13 protein-coding genes and 1 pseudogene are annotated in these 19,416 nt (G+C 67.2%); 7 read left to right on the forward strand and 7 right to left on the reverse strand.

What is annotated here, in order from left to right:
• Nucleotides 1–5 precede the first annotated feature (5 nt).
• The 5 genes from AC27IY_RS31545 to AC27IY_RS31565 form a co-directional block, all read right to left on the reverse strand.
• On the reverse strand, nucleotides 6–1,043 hold the full coding sequence (locus tag AC27IY_RS31545; RefSeq protein ID WP_423448676.1) for a PP2C family protein-serine/threonine phosphatase: 1,038 nt from the start codon (nucleotides 1,041–1,043) through the stop codon (nucleotides 6–8).
• 118 nt (nucleotides 1,044–1,161) lie between these two features.
• The gene (locus tag AC27IY_RS31550; protein WP_487180114.1) at nucleotides 1,162–2,139 is read right to left on the reverse strand and encodes a glycine betaine ABC transporter substrate-binding protein; all 978 of its coding nucleotides are present in this window, start codon (nucleotides 2,137–2,139) and stop codon (nucleotides 1,162–1,164) included.
• Between the two features lie 28 nt (nucleotides 2,140–2,167).
• Nucleotides 2,168–2,944: an ABC transporter permease gene (locus tag AC27IY_RS31555; RefSeq protein WP_487180115.1), complete on the reverse strand. Its 777-nt coding sequence runs from the start codon at nucleotides 2,942–2,944 to the stop codon at nucleotides 2,168–2,170.
• Nucleotides 2,934–3,938, reverse strand: a complete 1,005-nt coding sequence (locus tag AC27IY_RS31560) for an ABC transporter ATP-binding protein (protein ID WP_487180116.1) — start codon at nucleotides 3,936–3,938, stop codon at nucleotides 2,934–2,936. Before AC27IY_RS31560 ends, AC27IY_RS31555 begins: the two co-directional genes overlap by 11 nt.
• A complete protein-coding gene (locus AC27IY_RS31565) occupies nucleotides 3,925–4,578 on the reverse strand; it encodes an ABC transporter permease (protein ID WP_423448671.1) in 654 nt (217 codons plus the stop codon). Before AC27IY_RS31565 ends, AC27IY_RS31560 begins: the two co-directional genes overlap by 14 nt.
• A 124-nt stretch (nucleotides 4,579–4,702) precedes the next feature.
• Between AC27IY_RS31565 and AC27IY_RS31570 the strand changes: the two genes are divergently transcribed.
• Nucleotides 4,703–5,512: an IclR family transcriptional regulator gene (locus tag AC27IY_RS31570; protein ID WP_487180117.1), complete on the forward strand. Its 810-nt coding sequence runs from the start codon at nucleotides 4,703–4,705 to the stop codon at nucleotides 5,510–5,512.
• 1,663 nt (nucleotides 5,513–7,175) lie between these two features.
• A pseudogene (locus AC27IY_RS31575) lies at nucleotides 7,176–7,586 on the forward strand (transposase); the annotation flags it as partial.
• Between the two features lie 216 nt (nucleotides 7,587–7,802).
• Here the strand turns inward: AC27IY_RS31575 and AC27IY_RS31580 are convergent.
• Nucleotides 7,803–13,622, reverse strand: a complete 5,820-nt coding sequence (locus AC27IY_RS31580) for a LamG-like jellyroll fold domain-containing protein (RefSeq protein WP_487180118.1) — start codon at nucleotides 13,620–13,622, stop codon at nucleotides 7,803–7,805.
• Between the two features lie 638 nt (nucleotides 13,623–14,260).
• Here AC27IY_RS31580 and AC27IY_RS31585 point away from each other — a divergent pair.
• Nucleotides 14,261–14,575 carry a hypothetical protein gene (locus AC27IY_RS31585; RefSeq protein WP_487180119.1) on the forward strand — a complete coding sequence of 105 codons (315 nt, stop codon included), beginning with the start codon at nucleotides 14,261–14,263 and terminating at the stop codon, nucleotides 14,573–14,575.
• 430 nt (nucleotides 14,576–15,005) lie between these two features.
• Entirely contained in the window at nucleotides 15,006–15,584 is a 579-nt protein-coding gene (locus AC27IY_RS31590) for a hypothetical protein (protein ID WP_449952231.1), read from the forward strand.
• Between the two features lie 67 nt (nucleotides 15,585–15,651).
• On the opposite strand, the gene AC27IY_RS31595 is transcribed toward AC27IY_RS31590, so the two are convergent.
• Complete coding sequence (locus AC27IY_RS31595; RefSeq protein ID WP_487180120.1) at nucleotides 15,652–18,009, reverse strand: rhamnogalacturonan lyase; 2,358 nt, start codon at nucleotides 18,007–18,009, stop codon at nucleotides 15,652–15,654.
• Between the two features lie 141 nt (nucleotides 18,010–18,150).
• Between AC27IY_RS31595 and AC27IY_RS31600 the strand changes: the two genes are divergently transcribed.
• The 3 genes from AC27IY_RS31600 to AC27IY_RS31610 all read left to right on the forward strand — a co-directional run.
• On the forward strand, nucleotides 18,151–18,573 hold the full coding sequence (locus tag AC27IY_RS31600) for a hypothetical protein (protein ID WP_487180121.1): 423 nt from the start codon (nucleotides 18,151–18,153) through the stop codon (nucleotides 18,571–18,573).
• A gap of 68 nt (nucleotides 18,574–18,641) precedes the next feature.
• Complete coding sequence (locus AC27IY_RS31605) at nucleotides 18,642–19,079, forward strand: MarR family winged helix-turn-helix transcriptional regulator (protein ID WP_423470548.1); 438 nt, start codon at nucleotides 18,642–18,644, stop codon at nucleotides 19,077–19,079.
• On the forward strand, nucleotides 19,076–19,416 hold a 341-nt coding region (locus AC27IY_RS31610; protein WP_487180122.1), incomplete at its 3' end, for an alpha/beta fold hydrolase. The genes AC27IY_RS31605 and AC27IY_RS31610, both read left to right, overlap by 4 nt.

The following is a 19,416-nucleotide window of genomic DNA, read 5'->3' on the forward strand; positions in this document are numbered from 1 at the left end:
GAGCGTCAGGTCTGCCTGTGCAGCAGCAGCATGGCGGCGTCGTCCGGCAGCGGGCCGCCGGTGTGGCGGACCAGGTCGGCGCGCAGGGCGTCCAGCGCGTCCTGCGGATCATCCGCCCGCAGGAGATGGACGCGGTCGGACAGGGGGTAGAAGGCACCGCCGCCGTCCCTGGCCTCGATGACGCCGTCGGTGAACAGCAGGATGCGGTCCCCGCCGCGGAAAGGCGCCTGATGCGCCTTCGGGCGGTCCGTGCCGAGAGGGCCGAGGCCCAGGGGCAGACCTGGGTCGGCCGGCTCCACGGCGGCGACCTCTCCGTCCGCGCCGAGGTGGAGCGGCGGGGGATGACCGTGGTTGAGGAGGAGGATCTCGCCGTCGCGCACCTCGGCGAGGATCGCGGTGACGAACTTCTCGCCGCCCAGGTGCCGGGACAGGCTCGCCTCCAGCCGCGCGCTCACCTCGTCGAGTTCGGGCTCGTCGTAGGCGGCCTCGCGGAAGGCGCCGAGCACCCAGGCCGCCGTCTCCACCGCCTCCAGGCCCTTGCCCTGCACATCGCCGATGAGCAGCCGCACTCCGTGCGGGGTGGTGACCACCTCGTACAGGTCGCCGCCGATGCGGGCCTCGGCCGCCGCCGAGGTGTAGGACAGCGCCACCCGCAGGTCGGCGGCTCTTCGCGGCACCGGCCGCAGCAGCACGCGCTGGGCCGCCTCGGCCACCAGGCGCACGTCGGCCAGCTCGCGCTCGCGCCTGAGCCGCAGGTGCCCGGCCAGCATGCCGACCCCGGTGACGCCGACGATGGTGACGATGGTGAGGTTGTTCTGCCAGCGCAGCAGCAGGTCGTTGTAGGCGGCCAGGGGGATGCACAGGGCGAGCGCGACCAGGCCGACCATGGCGGTGCGCTGCACGCTGCCGGACACCGAGGCGAAACTGGGGCCGAGCGTGAGCAGCGGGAGGAAGCCGAGGGAGGGGCCGGCCAGGACGTCGGTCACCGCGACGGCCGCCATGACGCCGAACGGCAGCCAGCGCAACGCCCCTTGCGCGCTCATCCAGCGCCCCCTCCCACGTAGGTCGCCGTGCAATATCATTGCATAGTGCAACCTAGTTTGGACCAGGCGTCATTTTCCTTTTGGGGCTCCTGGTCCACGCCGCCCGGCGGCACGATGCTCAGGCGTCGCCGGTCGGGCCGAGGAAGCCCTGCTCGCGCAGCCAGTCGGCGGAGACCTTGCCCGGCTCCTCGCCCTCGACGTCCACGCGGGCGTTGAGCCGCTGCATGGTGGCGTCGTCCAGCTTCGCGATCACCGGCTGCAGCAGCTTCTCCAGGGCGGGGTGCTTGTCGTAGGTGTCCTGGCGGACCGTGACGGCCGCGTTGTAGTTCGGGAAGAACTTCTTGTCGTCCTCCAGGACGGTCAGGCCGAGCGCGGCGATGCGGCCGTCGGTGGTGAACACCTCGCCGAAGTCGCAGACCTGGCCCTTGTCGGTCTCGGTGTAGACGACGCCGGTGTCGAGCAGGCTGACCTGCTTCTTCGGGATCTTCATGCCGTACGCCTTGGACAGCCCGGGCAGGCCGTCGTCGCGGGTCGAGAACTCGGTCTCGATGCAGAGCGTGACCGCCTCCGGCTTGGTCTCGGCCAGCTTCGCCACGTCGGACAGCGTCTTGACGCCGAGTTCCTGGGCCTTCTCCGAGCGGATGGCCAGGGCGTAGGTGTTGTTCAACGGGGTGGGGCCGATCCAGCGGATCTTGTTCTTGGACAGGTCCTCGTCGGCGGTGGCCTTGAACTGCCCGGCGGAGTCCCGGATCGGTTCGGTCTTCTTCAGGTGCTCGATCCAGCCGGTGCCGGAGTACTCCCAGTAGAGGTCGATCTCGCCGGCCTCCAGAGCCTTGCGGTTCGGCGCCGTACCGCCGAGGTTGGTCTTGTCGACGACGTCGGCGCCGTGGGCCTTGAGCAGCTGGGCGGCGATCTTGCCGAGCACGATGTTCTCGGTGAAGTCCTTGGAGCCGACGACGAGCTTGCTGCCCGCCAGTTCGTTGCCCGCGCTGCCGGATTCGACGGCGTCGGCGGTGCCGCAGGCGCTCGCGCCGGCGACGGTCAGCGCCGCGGCGGCGAGCAGGGCGAAGGTCGTCCTGAGGGGACGGGGGAGCATGAAAAAGCCTCTCGATTGTCCAGTACGGTCAGATGCCGCGTGGTTTGAGCAGGTTCTCGGCCAGGCTGCCGAGCCAGTCGATGAAGAAGGCGACGCAGGCGGTCAGCACGCCGCCGACGATGGTGACGGGCATGCGGTTGAGCTTGAGCCCGTTGATGATCAGCTCGCCGAACCCGCCGGCGGCGACGAAGGCGCCGAGCGTGGCGACGCCGACGGTCAGCACGAGCGCGGTGCGCAGCCCCGCCAGGATCGCCGGGACGGCGAGCTTGAGCTCGACCCGGCGCAGGATCTGTCCCCGCGTCATGCCCATGCCGCGGGCGGCCTCGATGAGCGCCGGATCGACCTGCTGCACGCCGACCATGGTGTTGCGCAGCACGGGCAGCACCGCGTAGGCGACCAGGCCGACGAGCGCGGTCTGGAAACCCACGCCCATGAGGAACGTGCACAGCACCAGCAGGCCGATGCACGGAACGGCCTGGCCGAGGTTGCCCAGGGTCAGGATCACGGGGGCGATGAGCCGGTTGCGGGCGCGGGAGGCGGCCACGCCGAGCGGGATCGCGATGAGCACGACGAGCGCGGTGGCGGCCAGCGTCATCTGCAGGTGCTCGACGGTCTTGGCCAGGATGACCGCGCGGTTGAGGCTGCGCTGTTCGATGGAGTCGAGCTCCAGCGTGCCCACCCACATGTACAGGGCGATCAGGGCGGCGGCGACGGCGGCGGGTGTGATCAGGTGGCGGGCGCCGCGCGGGACGCGCCGTACGGGGGTGAGGGGCAGGGTCTCAGTCGGCAGGGTCTCAGCGGTCACCGGCGACCAGCTCCTCCTGTGACCGGTTCCCGACGGCCGCGCACAAGGTCGCGTAGCTCAGCACGCCGGCCGCCGAGCTGCACCGGTCGGTGCCGTGGGCGAGCATGAGGTCCAGCGCCTCCCGCAGGCTGGCGTCCGTCGCGATGTGGGGCAGCCGGGGGTCGGGCAGCGGGTCGGTGACCGGGACGTCGGTGACCCGCAGCAGCGCCAGCCGCTTGAGCGTGGCGTCCTGGCCGATGAAGCCCGCCACGTAGTCGTCGGCGGGGCGGTCGAGGATGGCGGCGGGGGTGTCGTACTGGGCGATGTGGGAGCCCTCGCGCAGGACGGCGATGCGGTCGCCCAGCTTGATGGCCTCCTCGAAGTCGTGGGTGACGAAGATGATCGTCTTGCGGAGCTGCTTCTGCAGCCGGACGAACTCGTTCTGCAGGTGCTCGCGGGTGATCGGGTCGGTGGCGCCGAACGGCTCGTCCATGAGCATCACGGGCGGGTCGGCGGCCAGCGCGCGGGCGACCCCCACGCGCTGCTGCTGGCCGCCGGACAGCTGTCGTGGGTAGCGGTCGTGGAAGGCCGACGGCTCCAGGTGCACCAGGGCGAGCAGTTCCTCCACGCGGGCGGCGATCCGGGGCTGCGGCCAGCCGAGCAGTTTGGGGACCAGGCCGATGTTCTGGGCCACGGTCAGGTGCGGGAAGAGGCCGACCTGCTGGATGGCGTAGCCGATGTGGCGGCGCAGCTCGTCGGGGTTCAGGCCGAGCACGTCGCGCCCGCCGATGCGGATCTCGCCCGAGGTGGGCTCGACCAGCCGGTTGATCATCTTCATCGTGGTGGTCTTGCCGCAGCCCGACGGGCCGACGAAGACGACCAGCTCGCCGGCCGGGATGTCCATGGTGACGTTGTCGACCGCGGGGGCCGGCTGGCCCGGATAGTGCTTGGTCAGCGCGCGCAGCTCGATGCGCACGCCCTCGGCGTCACGGTCGGACAGGTCACGGTCGAACACGAAGCCCCCTCGGGGTGGTCAGGTGGCGGACGGCAGCGAAGAACAGGTCGAACAGCACCGCGATGATCACGATGCCGAGCGTTCCCGCGAGCGTGGCGTTGAGCGAGTTCACCGAGCCCAGCCGGGAGAGGCCCTCGAAGATCTGGTTGCCGAGCCCCGGGCCGTCGACGAAGGCGGCGATGGCGGCGATGCCGATCGCCATCTGCGTCGAGATCCGGATCCCGGTCAGGATCATCGGCCAGGCGAGCGGGAGCTGGACGCGCAGCAGCAGCCGCGGGCGGCTCAGGCCCATGCCGCGGCCGGCCTCGACGGTGGCGGCGTCCAGGCCGCGCAGGCCCGTCACGGTGTTGCGGATGATCGGCAGGAACGCGTACGCGGTGAGCGCGATCAGCGTGGATCCCCAGCCCAGCCCGGTCAGGGGGATGAGGAGGGTGAGCAGGGCCAGCGAGGGGACGGTCAGGATCGCCGCGGAGACCGCGATCGACCCTTCCCGCACGCGCGGCGAGCCGTGGCCGAGGACGCCGACGCCGATGCCGACCACACTGGCCAGGACGATGGCGATCGCCACGACCAGGGCGTGCTCGGCGGCGGCCAGCGAGAGGGTGTCCCATCGGGAGACCACGTACTCGCCGAAACTCATACAAGGACCACCTTCGCTTACGCTGTCAGAGGCTCGCAAACGTATGCCAAGAGTTGCGGTCAGTGCAAAACCAGGTGCAGCTAGCGCAACAAAAGCGCGATGCTTCTGTGATGAACGGACGTGGATGAGCGACAAGCCTCCGGCACCCTCGGCGGGGCTGCGGCGGGACATGGATATTCTCGAAGTCCTCGCAGGTCACGGCGATGACAGGGACGCGGACGGGTTCGGCGTCAGCTGGATCGCCGAGCGGCTGGGACGGGAGAAGAGCCAGATCTCCAGAGCGTTGCGGGCGCTGGAGCTGGAAGGCATGGTGGAGCGGGACCCGGTCACCCGGCGCTACCGCCTGGGCTGGCGGCTGTTCGCGCTGGCCGCGCGCACCCAGCAGGCCCGGCTCGTCCGGGTCGCCGCGCCCTACCTGCGGCGCCTGGCCGGCACCTTCGACGAGGACGCCTACCTGTGCGTGCTGCGCGGCAACCAGGTCCTGACGCTGCTGTCGGTGCCGTCGTCGCGGGCCTACCACCGGGTGTGGGAGGGCATCTCGGTGCCGGTGATCATGGCCGCGGCCGGTCGGTCGCTGCTCGCCGAGTGGGACGAGGAACGCGTGCGGGCGCTGCTGCGCACCGTGCTGCCGTCCGGGCTGGACAGCGCGGTGGCCAGCGAGGACGACTGGCTGGCCGACCTCGCGCATGTGCGGTCGGCGGGTTACGCGGTCTCGGACGTGGAGCTGGATGACAGCGCCGCCGGGGTGTCGGCGCCCGTACGCGACCACCGGGGGCTGATCACGGCGGCGATCAGCGTGTCCGTGACCCGGGCGGCGGCGCCGGAGCGGCTGCACGAGATGGGGGCCGTGGTGGCGGAGGCGGCCCGTGAGTTCTCCGCCGAACTGGGTTTCCCGGCGACGCCCGCCGCGGGAACGTGGAGGGCACCGGCGTAGCGCCCGCTCAGGGCGGGACGGTCACCGATCCGGCCGCCCGCTTGACCCGCCGAAGGCGAAGTTGATGAGGGGTGCGTGTGCTCTTCTCCCTACTCCTGTTGTGGTAGCCGGAAGGCGTTTTCCCTTGGTCGACGACGCCCAGGGGCCCCGGCTCGGGACGATGAGGGTCCGGGGAGCAAACTCGCGGAAAGGGCGTAGGACAATGTTGTTCATTGAGGTCGTCGTGTCCAAGGGCCGGTTCGATGTGCTGCGACGCCAGGCTTTGCCGGGCGGCTGATCGGACGCAGGCTATTGCCGGCTGCTGCTGGGCACGATGACCCGGTCGCGGCCGATCCCGGCGCGACCAACCTTCTCGACTTGCTCACCGACGTGGTGGTGCGCGAGGAGGAGGTTTGGGTCGTGGGCGGAGGCCGACGGAGGCGCCCGCAACGTCCGATACGTGGTGACCATGATTGTCGGCATGTGGGGGAAGGATTTGAGTGAGCACCTTGTCTCCCGCATCACGGCAGAGCTGGCGGAGGCCGAACCAGGTCGCGAGCCGTGCGTCATGGTCAACGTGATCAGCGTTCCCGAGGGCTCTACGGCCTGCGCGGCCGGGTGCACCGCTCGCCGGACATGCTGCGGATCACCGAACAGGCCAAGACCGGGCCCAGGCGCCCGCGCCGGACGGGACGGTCGTCAACCCGGTGTGCGGCGAAATCGTGCCGGTCGGGGACGTGGTCATGCTGGAACGCGACTGCCGGACCTACGGTTTCTGCTGTCCGCACTGCCGACGCCATTTCGAACGGAGCCTGCGGGAGGTCGGCGCCTCCTACCCCTGTCATGCGAACAGGGTCAGGCCGGTGCCGCCGAGGCAGAATCTGTCGCCTTTTGCGGGGAGGCTTCCAGAAGATGCGTGGCGGGCTGGTCGTGTCTGGCTTGATAGAAGCCTCGGCGAGAGAATCCGTCCCGTCACTGGTCTGCCTGCTCGGCTACCCCGGCGCGCATCGTCCTCGGATATCCCCGAGCCGAGGAGGGTGCACATGACGGAGTTCAAGAAGCCCAAGGCACGTCGGATCGCGGGGTCGACACGCATGCCGACACTCACCACGCCGCGGTGGTGTTGATGAACGGGCGCCGGGTGGCCGATCACGAGTTCCCGGTGACACGAGCGGGATATGCGGACCTGTTTGAGTGGATGCGTTCCTTCAACCAGCTGAAGGCGCTGATCGAGCAGGCCCGGCCCGAACTGCTCATCACCCGGAGCGTGGGTGTGGAGACCGCCGCGCAACTCCTGACCACCTGCGGCGAAATCCCTGATCGACTGTTCTCGGAAGGATTGTTCGCGACCTGTGCGGGGTGTCGCCCATCCCCGCATCCAGCGGCAGAACATGACGCCATCGGCTCAACCGTGGCGGCGCCCGGCAGGCTAACCGCGCCTTGTACGTTACTGTGCTTTGTCGTATGTCCTGCGATCAATCCACCTGTGCCTATGTTGAGTGCAGAACCACCAAGGGACTGTCCAAGAAAGAGTTCCGCTGTCTGAAACGATACGTCGGCGGCCAGCCGTACAAGATCATCGTACGCCCTAAGGTGTCAGGAGCCAATTCGTCTGTCCTCGCTTGACAAGCTATAGAAGCATCCTGCCGCGATTTCTCTGTCCCATTACACCCTGGTCCGCTGGGCCTACCTGCGCAATGGCGACGCCTGCGGACGTCTGGCCGCCGGCTTCGCCATCGGCACCAGCACCGCTTGGCGCTACGTCCAGGAGGTGGCCGACCTGCTCGCCCTGCTTGCCGACGGCGTCCACGCCACCGTCCTACCCGCCAGCCGGTGGCCTGCTCATCCTAGAAGGGCACCCTAATCCCGATCGCCCGGCTGGTACTCCGATAAACACCGACGCCACGGCGTGAACGTGCGGCTCCTGGCCAACCCGGCCGCCCGGCTCGTCTGGGCCTCACCTGGGCTGTCCGGTGCCACGTATGACCTGACCGCGGCGTGCGCCACCAGCCCGATCCACGCGCTGACCGTCGCCGGGGTCAAGATTTCCGCCGACAAGGGATATCAAGGTGCGGGCGGCAGCATTCTCAAGCCTGCCGGGCCAGGCGGAATCTCAGACCTCGATTGAGGTCGAACAGTCCTTATGCTGCGCCGCGCTTGGTGATATTGGAGATACTGGCTGTTGCGTCGTACTTGGCGCAACAGCCAGTATCATCGTCGAATGATCGGCGAATGCACAATCGAATGCACATGCTTCCCGGTCAGTACGACGCCGAGTTTGCTGGCTTCGGGTTCAGATCCTATTGCAGGCTCACCATGTCTTCCACTGGCTTTCTGCAGTTACCACGTGTTGGAGCGAATCGCCCTTCTTGAGTAGAAGATTTGCAGCGCCACCTGCGACCAGCTGGAATTTATCTAGCGAACAGAACGAAAGTTGAGCCTGCCAGCATTCGGCCCTGATTGCACCCGTATCGTTGATCCATCTTGTGCGGAAAGCGCGTGCTGCGATGTTTCCGCTGCCAGGGGTGATGCGAGTGTTGTCGCCTCCGACGGACCCTGTCTTGCTATGGGGTGCAGGACACGAGAGGTTCTTGAGCTGGGAGTAGGCGACGTTGAATGAACCGCCCTTCTCGGCTTCCGCCCAGTTGAGCGGCCATCCCGAACTGAAGGAGAGGTTGACCCCCCCTTCAAGTTGCACCGTGTGGGAGGATTGAACGAAACAAGGTGAAGCGGCGGCATCTACCCAGGAGTTGTCTATGATCTTGTCATTCCTGGCTTTCTGTTCCTTGTTTAGGATGGCTTTTCCGTTGACGTGTTTGAATGGATAGCGGAACCAGTCGTCTGTCCACAGGACGGCTGATACTGCAGCTTTGTCTATTACCCACTTGCTTTTGGCCTCGCGTCCCCCGCACCTATTCCATTGAGCTAGGCCGACTACCTCAAGCCGTGCACCCTTGAGGCCGGACACGTTGCGTGTCCTTTTTGCCTTTGTTTCCCCCGTAGGAGCCAGCAGAGGGCAGGTGCCGGCAGCTTTCGCAGTGTTGGTGCCGCTGCCTGGTATCGAGAAGTCACTCCATCGGGCTTCTCTCTTGAGTAGTTCCTCTTCATCCGTCTCGCCCGAGAAGTCAGTCGAGTCCTGCTCTACTTCGAGAGGAACCTGAATGATCGTCAAATCACCGCACCTGTCGAAGACGAACACGTCGATGATCGGCTCACTCGGTTCTACGACTCCGCTCGCTCTAGAGATCTGCGGGGTGGACGAAGTGGGCTGCGACTGGGAAATCCGCCAGCTGCGGGTTACCTCAGCGGTAACCCACACGGATCCGTCGACGGATTCGCGAGGAACTACCTTTCGTACGCTAACCGTTGATTCGCTCCGTGATATCCCCATCGCGTCCGCTGCCTGCTTCTGTTGCACCAACTCTGCATTCAGCAGCGAGATCTGAGCTGTGATAGGAGCATCCGGCGTGACCGCCTCCGCGTCCCATACTGATGAAGCTCGACCTTCCAGCACAGCATCCTGGGCCTCGTAGTAGTGCTTGATCCGATCGGCGTACTCCTGAGGAGTAATGCTGCTCGATGACTGAGCGCTACGATTTGCGCGATTAGATGACTCTAGTACGCATGAGGTCTGGGGCGGCGGCGGCGGAGCCTTGGGAGTCACCGTTGCCGATTCCCATTCGCCGACTCCGTAAGGAGTTCTAGCGCGAACTGCGACCGTATACTCTGTGCCGTTAACGAGCTCGTCTATCGAAATCCAGGGATCGTTGGCCTCCAACGATCTTGGTGCTCCGGCTTGATTCCTTACCTCGACATCGTACTTGCTGATCAGAGCTACGCTGCCTGTGCTCTCCGGAATACCCCAGCTCGCGATGGCACCCTTGTCGCCAGGCTGCACGCTCAGATTCAACACGGGACTCGGTGGAGCCGGGGCGACGTAGGTAATCTGTATCGATGGGGCCTCTCCGCCTGCAAAGGTAATTGACTCATCGCGATTAGAGGTTAGCATGAGCCATTGATATTCGCTTCCGGCGATGTCCGCCTGTGGCGCAGTGATCGGGAATGTGTAGGTTACTCCCGAGATGATGTCGGAGGCTAGGTCCGAACTTTTTGTGGACGAGCTTACGGGGCTTCTCAGCGGTACTGCGGTGATAACAGTGTCCGTCGGACAAGCCCCGCCGGAACAGGTGGGAGATCCGAGATTTACGATGGCCTGCGTTATGGCGGAGCCGGCAGCTATCTCATCATACTTCATGCCTATGATGGCGGCTGTTTTGCTGGCTCCGGTTCCGCCTAATTGCAGAGACGTGGCATCTTCTACATTGCAAGGCGATCCCTCGCAAGAGGTGGGGTCCGTTTTCACTGATTTGAATACGAAAGCGTCTCTGCCCAGAGTAATTTTCGGATCCTGGCTGGGTTCCTCCGTCACTTCCCCGACGGCTGCTCCAGTCGTGAAACTGACTGGTGCGGTTTTAGGCGTGCAGACCTCACTACCGGCGTCGCTCGCTGTCGTACTTGTCGATGCCATCTCCGACCGTGCAGCTGCTATCGAGGTACCGCCGAGTGGGGTGTTCATATCGGTGGTGATTTCGGTAGCGGTCTGTGCCCGGTTGTAGATGCGGACTTCGTCGATGACGCCCTTGAAATACTCGCCGTAGATGCCGTTGCCGCCGATGTGCAGGAACCCGGCGTCGTTGGTGATCGTGCCGCTGAAGCTGGCTTGGGCGATCTGGGTGCCGTTGCGGTAGAGGCGGGCGGTGGTGCCGTCGTAGGTGACAGCGAGGTGTGCCCAGGTGTTGGCGGTCAGGTTGCTGGTGGCTCCGACGGGTTCTGCTTGTCCGTTGACGGTGAACCAGCCGCTGGGGCCGCCCTCGGAGGCGGCGTAGAGACCGTAGGACAGGTCGAAGAGGTTCTCGTTGTCCTTTGCGATCACGGTGCGCCAACCGTCCAGAGCGCTGGGCTTGACCCAGGCTGACAGGGTCAGCTTGTTGCCGAGACGCAGGGAGGGCGCGTCCTCGATGTCCACTGTGCCATAGGTGCCATTGAAGGAGAGAGCCTGGCCGTACTTACCGGAGACCCAGGTAGTGCCGAAGGCGCTACCGTCGTTGCCCCCGATGGGGTCGGTGATGGTGTCGCCGGTGCCCTCGTTCATGCCGTAAGCGGCCACCAGACCGGACGGAGTCGGAGTGGGCGTCGTAGTGGGCGTGGGCGTGGGGGTCGGAGTAGGCGTGGGCGTGGAAGTCGGTGTTGCCGTGGGAGTTGGGGTGGGATTGGGGCCAGGGTCGGAGCCGCCGTCCTGCGGGCCTGCGACGCAGGCAACCATCTGCCACTTGTATGTGCGGCCGGCTTGCACGGTGTTGGCCGGAAGTTGGAAGGAGGCGCGCTGGCCGCCGTTGACGGTGCGGCTGCCGAGTGGTGCGGAGCCGACGGGCAGACCGTTGTTGTCGTACAGGTAGTACTTGGCCGTCACCAGGCCGCCGGAGGGGCGGTTGACCATGCCGGACAGGATCGGATGGGCCGGGTCGGCCATTCCGGTCTCGGTGTCGGAGGGCAGCACCGGTGCGTCGGAGGTGATGCGGTAGGCCGGGCTCTCGTTGCAGGAAGGGGGGTTGAGGCCGCTGCGGCAGGCCTTGACCACGAACTTGAAGCTGGCCGGGTTGTCCAGCGTGAACACCTTGTCCAGCGTCTGGCCGGAGGGGATGTTGTTGTGGGTGGTGGTGCCGGGGACGCCGACCAGGGAGCGGATTTCGTCGCCGGTCAGCACTTTCTGGTAGGCGTGCACGTCGTCGACGGCGCCGTCGAGGGTGGCCTCGTCGCCGGCGATGACGGTGCCGCGGCCGATCACAAATGCGCCGCGGGCGTTCCAGCCGGCGGTGTAGTCGCGCTCGCCGTTGAGTTCGCCGTCGACGTACAGGCGCATCTTGTGGGCGGTCGCGTCGTACTGGGCGGCCAGATGCGTCCACCGGCCGACGCCGGCCAGTTTCTTCGACCCGATGGGGACCGGGTTGGCGTTGGCGGTGTCAGCGTCGTTGAGGGTGAGGATCCAGCGCTGGTCCAGCTCGGCGGCGTTGGAGGCCAGGTAGCCCAGACTGAAGCCCGGCTGGTTGGTGCCCATTTGAGAGAACACGGCCTGGTCGCCGGCGCCGCTGTCGAGGCGTACCCAGGCGGTGACGGTGTAGCTCTGGTTGGTGTTCAGAACCGGTGCGGCGGTGCGGATCTGGCCGCCGGGCGACAGCTTGACCGCTTGGCCGAGCTGGCCGGGGACGCGGCTGTAGGCGCCGCTCAGGTTGGCGGTGAAGCCCTTGCCGGTAGCGTCGGCGGCGGTGGTTCCGGAGGTCTCGTCCAGCTTCCACCAGGCCGCTTCGCCGGTGGGTAGCTGGGCGGCCGGGGGCGCCATGGTGGAGTCGTTGACGGTCACGGTGTAGTCCAGGTTCGTCGCCTCGGGGACGCTGGACTTGTAGGTGACCTTGACGTTGGTGCTGCGGGCGATGGCGTCGTTACCGGACATGGAGTCGATCGACTCGGCGGTGACGGTGGGAATCGCCGGCGGGAGCACCCAGTCCACGCTCAGTTTCGGCACGCGGGAGCCGCCAAACATCTGGGCCCAGAAGTTGTACGACTCGCTGAGGTCCTTGGGCACCGGCAGCTCGGTGCCGAGCCGCAGTTGCAGGCCGTGGTTGGCGGTGCCGGTGGCCCAGGCTTGGGCCATCGCGGTCAGGTTCCAGCTCCAGATCGCCCCGTCGGTGCGTACCTGAATACAGGGGTCGAGAGAGGAGCGTTCGTCGGGGCGGGTGGCCGGCTGGTTCTCCCAGAAGGTCTCTTCCGCTTCCCATTCTTCGGTGATGAGGGAGGCGGTGACCGCCTGCAGGTTGCTGCACGTGGTGGCGTTGCCGCGCAACGACAGCTGCATGGTGGCCCCGACCACATGGCGGCCGCTGATCGGCGCGGTGTCGAAGGCCAGCAGCGCGCGGGTGGCGGACTCTCTGGTATAGCCACAGGTGGAGGGGGTGGGGCAGCTCCGGGGGTTGGACCGGGACACCTGCCCGGCACCCGTGGCGGAGTTCGGCGACATGACCGACGTCTCCTGCGTCACGGTCAGCGTGGTGGTCGGGTCCACGGTGACCGGATATTGGGTCGCGGGGTCGGCCAACCACTTGGCGTCCGGCTTCAGCACCAGGACGGTGTCACCGTTGTCGCCCTTGACCACGTCGGTGGCGACCTTGGCCTCCCGTCCCGGCTGCTTGGCGTCGGCCTTGGCCGCGGCGGCGTCCCACATGCGGGGCGCGGGCGCGGAGGCGATCTTCTCGCCCTTGTCCTTGCCCTCGTCGTCGGACAGGGTGAGCGCGCCGGACTTGGTCTTGGCCAGCTTGACGCCCTGGGCCTGCACCGGCAGGCGGAACTCCACCGGCTCGGCAGGCCGCTCGCGCAGCACCACGTCATGCCGGAATCCGGTGGGCAGCGCGGTCACCACCAGGTCCGCGGACGGGCCGGCGACGCCTGCGTAGGTGGCGACGTTGCCCTTGATCTGCGGCTTCGGGAGCGCGGTGAGCCAGGACAGGCCGAAGCTGCTGCCGCGTCCCAGGTGGATGGAGGCGAACGGTCCGGTGCCGCCGGGCGACAGCCGTAGCCCGGCCTTGGCCAGCCGGGGCCTGAGCACGCCGTTCTCTTCGACGAGGGTGGTGTCGATCCACTCCCATGTCTTGCCACGCCGCAACTGGGCGGGGCCGTTATAGGACTGGGTGGACAGGTGGCCGTCCGGATAGGCCCATGTACGCGAGGATTCGGTGTACGCGGCTTCTACTGCGACCGGTTTGTTCTGCTTTTTGGCTTCGGTCAGCGCTGCTCGGAACAGCGCGTCCGGGTCCTCCGGCTGGGGGAACGTGGTTATCGACGGAGTAACTGGTCCGGTGGGCTCCGGCTCGGCCTGGGCTGACGGGATGGTTCCCGCGACTAGCAACGATGCTGTCACCGTGAGCACCGTTGCGATCGCTAATTGTCCCGAGGTGAGCCGGCGGCGTTTCGATGTGCTTACTAACTTGTTCACTAACACCTCTGAATCGGGGTGAGTATGAGATAGCAAACAAGCTTTACTGGCGGCGCGCTTCATGATCAATGTGATATAGATCACCATAAGTTCTACCTAAAAAACCCGTAACATCAGGTGTCGCCTAGGAGGTGTAGCCCTTTTTGAAGATCCACCACGCTCAGGGGGTGCTGTACAGGGAGGGCTGCCAGGGGTAACTGAGGTTTGGGTGGGCGCGCAAGGCCGCAATGAGCTCGCCGCAGCGGGGATGGCGGGGCACCTGCAGGTTGCAGGCGTGCTCGTTGGCAGAGGGCGGCCCGCCAGGTGGGTGTCCGGGCGGGTCTGCTTGCGACGCAAGGTTTTGTCTATGGCCACCACGGTTGGCGTGTGACACACACCGAGGCGGTCCCCGAACTTTCTCCTTGAAGTCGCGCACGCTCTGCTTCGGTTTTCTCTCGGCCTATGTGCGTAAGAAAATCTCGTCGAGGTGCCACTCGAGTATCTCGGGTGGGGCCGGTTCGGGACGTTGATCTCCTGGCCGGCTCGGTGGCAGAACTCCCCACCTACTACGTCGGGGTGGGTAGGGCGAGCGTGCTCGTCCACTACACGCCGGGTCCCGACGAAGCGGACGGCGTCGACCATGCGCTCGACAGGCATGGCCATGACAGTTGCGGAAAATTGAGCACCAGGTACGCGGTCGTGCGTGACAAGCAAGGCTGACTGGTCACTATGTATCGTGTCTGACGATGGCCACTATAAGAGTGCGGCTCCTGTCCGAATTCAAGAAAGTCTTGTCGGAGGAGGAGTACTTCCCGCTCGATGTGCTGGACTGCCCGGCGATCTCCAAGGCCGGGCAGCCCATGCTCGGCCATGTCGATCCTTACGGGGACACGATGTTCAACCGGGCGCAGATGCGGACGCTGCTGGACGAGATCGACGCTTTGCTGGCCGCGGATGCCCCACTCACGGCGGACCAGCGGCGCTATCTGTCGTTCCTCGGGAGGTTGTGCGTTCTGGGAGACGACGCCCCGCACCGGTACCTGTGGATCTGGGGGGCGTGAAGACGGTCCGACGTGCGATGGGCGGTCGCCGTGAAGTACGCCGCGACGGCCGCCGTCGCGCCCCCAACCGCGACCTCGGTCAGGTCGTCGGGCACCGCGGCGCGGAGCCAGATGGGCGCTCCATGCGCTGTATGCGCGGATTGCCGGGCGATGGGAATCCTGCCCGCCTCGGTGGCGTTACGTATCCGACGCTTTACCTACCGAGGTAGATCTTTGCCGGATATATGGTGATTTGTTTGCATGTGTCCAGGTTTAGTCGGTAGCTTGGTAGGCGTTGGTCAGCGGGTAGCCAGTCTCCCGTTGGCATCGGATCTCCGGAATCTCCGGATCCGCACGCGCTCCACGTAGCGACCGCATTGGCTTAGGCCCGGCTACATCAGTCAAGCGAGCGCAACCTCCGTGTTCCCTAACGAAGGACTTTCCCTTGACCATGTCCGTCCGCACGCGAGCTCTCAGCCTGCTGACCGCCGCCACCATCGGCGGCCTGTCCATCGGCGCGGCCACCGCGCACGCCGACGCACAGACCACCGCGCCGGTGAGCGCCGCCAAGGCCCAGGCGACCCTGCTCACGGGCTCGACCAAGGCGTCGTACTTCTGGGACGACTCCTCCGGCCGGGCCGGCGACACCGGACTGCCGGCCGCCGGGAAGCCCATGCAGAAGGGTCTGGCCGCCAGCCCGAGCTGGCCGCTCATGACCGAGGGCTACGTGATGTACAAGGGCAAGAAGCTGCCCTTCTTCGTCGGCGACCGCGGTCCCGGCGAGCCCTCCGACCGTGGCGTCATGCTGGACCTCGACGCCAAGACCTTCGCCGAGCTGACCGGCGGCACGTTCAACCCCGACACCCTGGGCGTGGACGGCGTCGACGGCGAGGGCCACATCAAGATCGACTATGTCATCACCAAGTGGGGTGACGGCGTGGGCCGTAAGAGCCAGCCGGTGGCCTTCTCCACCGGCGCCTGGGCCGAGAAGGACACCAGCGTCCGCCCGGTCTCCGTCAAGAACCAGTGACCTGACGGCCGGGCCAACGAAGGAGGGCGTCCCCGCGAGGGGGCGCCCTCCTTCGTGTTCGGAGCGTTCAGCGCAGGCGCGGCACCGGCACCTTCGACCAGTCGAGGTCGGAGGCGAGGTAGAAGCTCGGGTAGGCGGGCTGGTTGTAGGCCGTCTGCTGGCGCGCCACCTCCACTCTGTACTGCGGGTCGTGCATCAGCGTGTACAGCTTGCGGTCCGTGACCTCGGTGCTGAGGTACACCCGCAGGGCCGAGCTGTCGGCCGTGCGCACCAGCAGCTCCTCCCGCCAGTCGCCGAACACGTCGGCCACCAGGCCCGGGTTGCCCTTCGTCCAGTTGTTCGTGAGCGTGCCCTCGGCCGTGAGCAGCGTGCCGCGCCGCCGGTCGTCGATCGTCGGCGTCTGGAGCACGGTGGTGGCGGTGCCGTTGACGAGCTGCGTCGTCATGTCGGCCGCCCACCGGATGCTCATGTTCGTCCCCGGCGCGTCGCGGCCCAGGTAGTCGCCGCGGGCCGACCACAGGCCCGCCTGGACGGCCTGGTCGGGAGGCATCGACGACCACGCCTCGAGGCCGCGGAGCGCCGGGTCGACGTCGCCGACCATGCCGCGGCCCGTGTCCACGCCGCTGTAGCCGCCGAACAGCACCCGGCCGGTGGCCGCGTCGCGCATCGCCCATCCGTACGGGGCGCTGCGCCCGCCCTCGTGCACGGTCCAGATCTCCAGGCCGGGACGGTCGGGGTCGAGGTCGCCGACGTGCATCGCGTCGCCGTGGCCGAGCCGTACGGTCTGGCCGGGCACGTTGCTCTGTGGCGGGGCCTCGGCGAAGGACGAGTACAGCACGTCGCCGTCGTCGTCGATGGTGGCGGCGCCGTACACGATCTCCTGCCGGCCGTCGCCGTCCACGTCGGCCGCGCTCATCGAGTGGAAGCCCTGCGTGGTGATGTCGGCATATTTCGGGTTGGTGCCGGGCTGGCCGTGCGGGGAGGCGTTGAACGGGTTCGCCATCGGCACGTGGCCGCTGTCGGCGTACCAGACCTCCTTGAGCCGCCGGCCGTCCCAGTCGTAGGCGACGAGCGTGGTGCGCGTGTAGTAGCCGCGCGCGAAGACCGCCGACGGGCGCCGGCCGTCGAGGTAGGCGACGGCGGACAGGAACCGGTCCACCCGGTTGGCCGGCTCCACGCGCGCCATCGCGTAGTCGCCCCACATGAGGCCGTCGTCGCCGCGGCCCGGCTTGTACGGGACCGTCTGGAGCTCCTTGCCGGACGCGCCGTCGAGCACCGACAGATACTCAGGGCCGCTGACGACGAACCCGGCGAACTCCCGCAGCCGGTTGTTGGCGCTGCGGCCCGGCGCGTACACGTCCACGAAATGGTTCGCCAGCTCGACGGCGGCCTCGTGCGAGAGCGGGTACGTGTGCGCGGGCGCGATCCCGAACGCCTCCTCCAGCGTCCGCGGCCAGCGCCCGGCGACCACCTCGGGGTGCTCGTGCCACTTCTCGAACATGGCCACGAGGTGGTCGAAGTAGCCGGCGGCGCTCAGCCGGTAGTCGTCGGCATGGGAGCGGCCCGCCTTGACGTCGGCCTTGGGCATGGTGACGTAGCGCTCGGAGACGACCTGGCCGCGGGGGCCGTACCGGATGATCTTCGTGCCGGGGGCGGTCTTGAGCATGAGCTCCGAGCGGCCGTCGCCGTCGAAGTCGTAGACGAGGAACTGCGTGTAGTGGGCTCCGGAGCGGATGTTGACGCCGAGGTCGAGCCGCCAGCGCAGGGTGCCGTCGAGCTCGTACGTGTCCAGATAGGTGTTGCCGGTGTAGCCGCGCTGGGAGACGTCCTTGGAGTTGGACGGGTCCCATTTGACGACGTACTCGTACTGGCCGTCGCCGTCCACGTCGCCGACGCTCACGTCGTTGGCGGAATAGGTGTACGCCTCGCCGGCCGGGGTGACGCCGTCGGCCGGTTTGGTGAGCTTGAGATCATAAAACGATTTAAGCCAGGGCGTGACAACGGCGCCGCGGCCGCCCTCGCGGCCCCTCGTGACCGGGGCCACCTGGTAGCGGGAGGCGGGCGTGCCGGCCGGGTCGAGGTAGTTGGTGCTGTCGGTCACCGTCGCGATCGGCCGGCCGTCGCGGTAGACGCGGAAGTCGGCGCCGGTCATTCCCGTGGCGCCGTGGCCGGTGACCTCGTCGCCCAGCAGTCGCCAGCTCAGGAACACGCCGGTGGGGGTGGAGGCGGCGACCAGGCCGCGGTCCAGGTGTTCGAGGCGCGGTCCCGCGCCCGCGCCGCCGGTCGCGCCCGCTGCGGTGATCGGGGCGGGCCCGGCCGGGGCGGCCGCGGCGGGCGGGGGCGCGGTCGCCAGGGTGGTGAGGAGGGCGGCCAGCGCGAGGGTCGCGGCGCGGCGGCGCGCGCGCGGGCCGGTGGGGAGGCTCATCGTGACGGGCTCCTCGGGGTGAGGCCCGCGTGGGGGCGCGGGATTAAATCGATATAATCAATGCGCCCACGATATTTGTCAAGGATTCATTTACTGCTTATTACGCGCAGTATTTTCGCGAAATTACTGCACCCGCTCGCAGTGGATGTTCTCGCGAACTGGGACGAATGCGGCAAGATGCCGAACATGAACACTGACAAGGTGCTGGATGACGCGGTGCTCGCCGTGCAGCGCGACATCGATGCGACCGGCGTCGGCGGACGGCTCGGCTTCGATGTCCCGGAATGGGACGACCACGGATATCTGCGCGTCGAGTACAAGGGGCAGTACTCCAGTCAGGGGCTGCTCGCCGGCGAAGAGCATGAACCGGTCGCCGCCCTTGTGCTGATCGCCGATCTCGCCCAGGCGGTGATCGCCGAGCGGGAATGGCGGGCCTGGCCGACCTGCCCGGAACATTCTCTCGGGTTGTACCCGGAACGGGCGGGTGGGGCGGCGCTGTGGCGATGCAACGGCGGTGGCGGGCACCCGGTGGCCGCGATCGGGGAGCTGGAGCGAGGAGACTGACCGGTCCGGCGCCGGCAAGCTCCGGATTGGGACTTGCAATGCTAAGTTAGAATGCTAAGTTAGAGGCTGTGGAACAAAACCTCAGCCTCAACCTGCACGTGCTCGTCGCCCGGCTCGACCGGATGGCCGACCGGATCCTGCGGGCCGAGCACAACATCTCCTACAGCCGCTTCCTCGCGCTGACCCTGGTGGGCGAGCTGGGCTTCTCGACGCAGCGCGCCCTCGCCGACGGCCTGGGCGTGACCGAGCCGTCCGTGAGCCGCATGACCGCCGTCCTCGCCGCCGAAGGGCTGCTCGACGTCCGGCCCGACCCGGCGGGCGGGAACCGCAGGCAGCTCAGCCTCACCGATGAGGGAAAGCGGGTCGTGGCCTCGCTCCGGCAGGAGTTCGAGGACAAGCTGGCCGCCCTGGTCGCGCACAGCGGCGTGCCCTATGCCGAGTTCGCCGGGCACACCGCGCGACTGCTCGCGACGTTGGACCGTACGGAACAGGAGCCCACCAGATGAACCGGACCACCCAGATCACGCGGACGAGCACCGTCTCCTCGGCCGACGGAACGCCGATCAGCTATCAGACCTTAGGCGCCGGGCCGGACCTCATCGTGCTCGGCGGCAACCTGCGGACCTCGCAGGACTACCTGCCGCTGGCCTCCGTACTGGCCCGCTCCTTCACCGTGCACGTCGTCGACCGGCGTGGCCGTGGCGCCAGCGGCCCCCAGGGACCCCGGTACGACCTGGGCAAGGAAGTGGAGGACCTGCTGGCGGTCCAGGAGGAGACCGGTGCGCGGCTGGCGTTCGGCCACAGCTACGGCGGCCTCGTCGTCCTGGAGACCGCGCGGTCGTC

The sequence above is a fragment of the Nonomuraea sp. B208 genome (assembly GCF_057536035.1).

What these genes read in the sequence shown, in the direction of transcription:
- AC27IY_RS31545 (WP_423448676.1), bottom strand. Translation starts at nt 1,043, where the DNA reads ATGAGCGCGCAAGGGGCGTTGCGCTGGCTGCCGTTCGGCGTCATGGCG.
- AC27IY_RS31550 (WP_487180114.1), bottom strand. Translation starts at nt 2,139, where the DNA reads ATGCTCCCCCGTCCCCTCAGGACGACCTTCGCCCTGCTCGCCGCCGCG.
- AC27IY_RS31565 (WP_423448671.1), bottom strand. Translation starts at nt 4,578, where the DNA reads ATGAGTTTCGGCGAGTACGTGGTCTCCCGATGGGACACCCTCTCGCTG.
- AC27IY_RS31570 (WP_487180117.1), top strand. Translation starts at nt 4,703, where the DNA reads ATGAGCGACAAGCCTCCGGCACCCTCGGCGGGGCTGCGGCGGGACATG.
- AC27IY_RS31580 (WP_487180118.1), bottom strand. Translation starts at nt 13,622, where the DNA reads ATGGTGATCTATATCACATTGATCATGAAGCGCGCCGCCAGTAAAGCT.
- AC27IY_RS31585 (WP_487180119.1), top strand. Translation starts at nt 14,261, where the DNA reads ATGGCCACTATAAGAGTGCGGCTCCTGTCCGAATTCAAGAAAGTCTTG.
- AC27IY_RS31590 (WP_449952231.1), top strand. Translation starts at nt 15,006, where the DNA reads ATGTCCGTCCGCACGCGAGCTCTCAGCCTGCTGACCGCCGCCACCATC.
- AC27IY_RS31595 (WP_487180120.1), bottom strand. Translation starts at nt 18,009, where the DNA reads ATGAGCCTCCCCACCGGCCCGCGCGCGCGCCGCCGCGCCGCGACCCTC.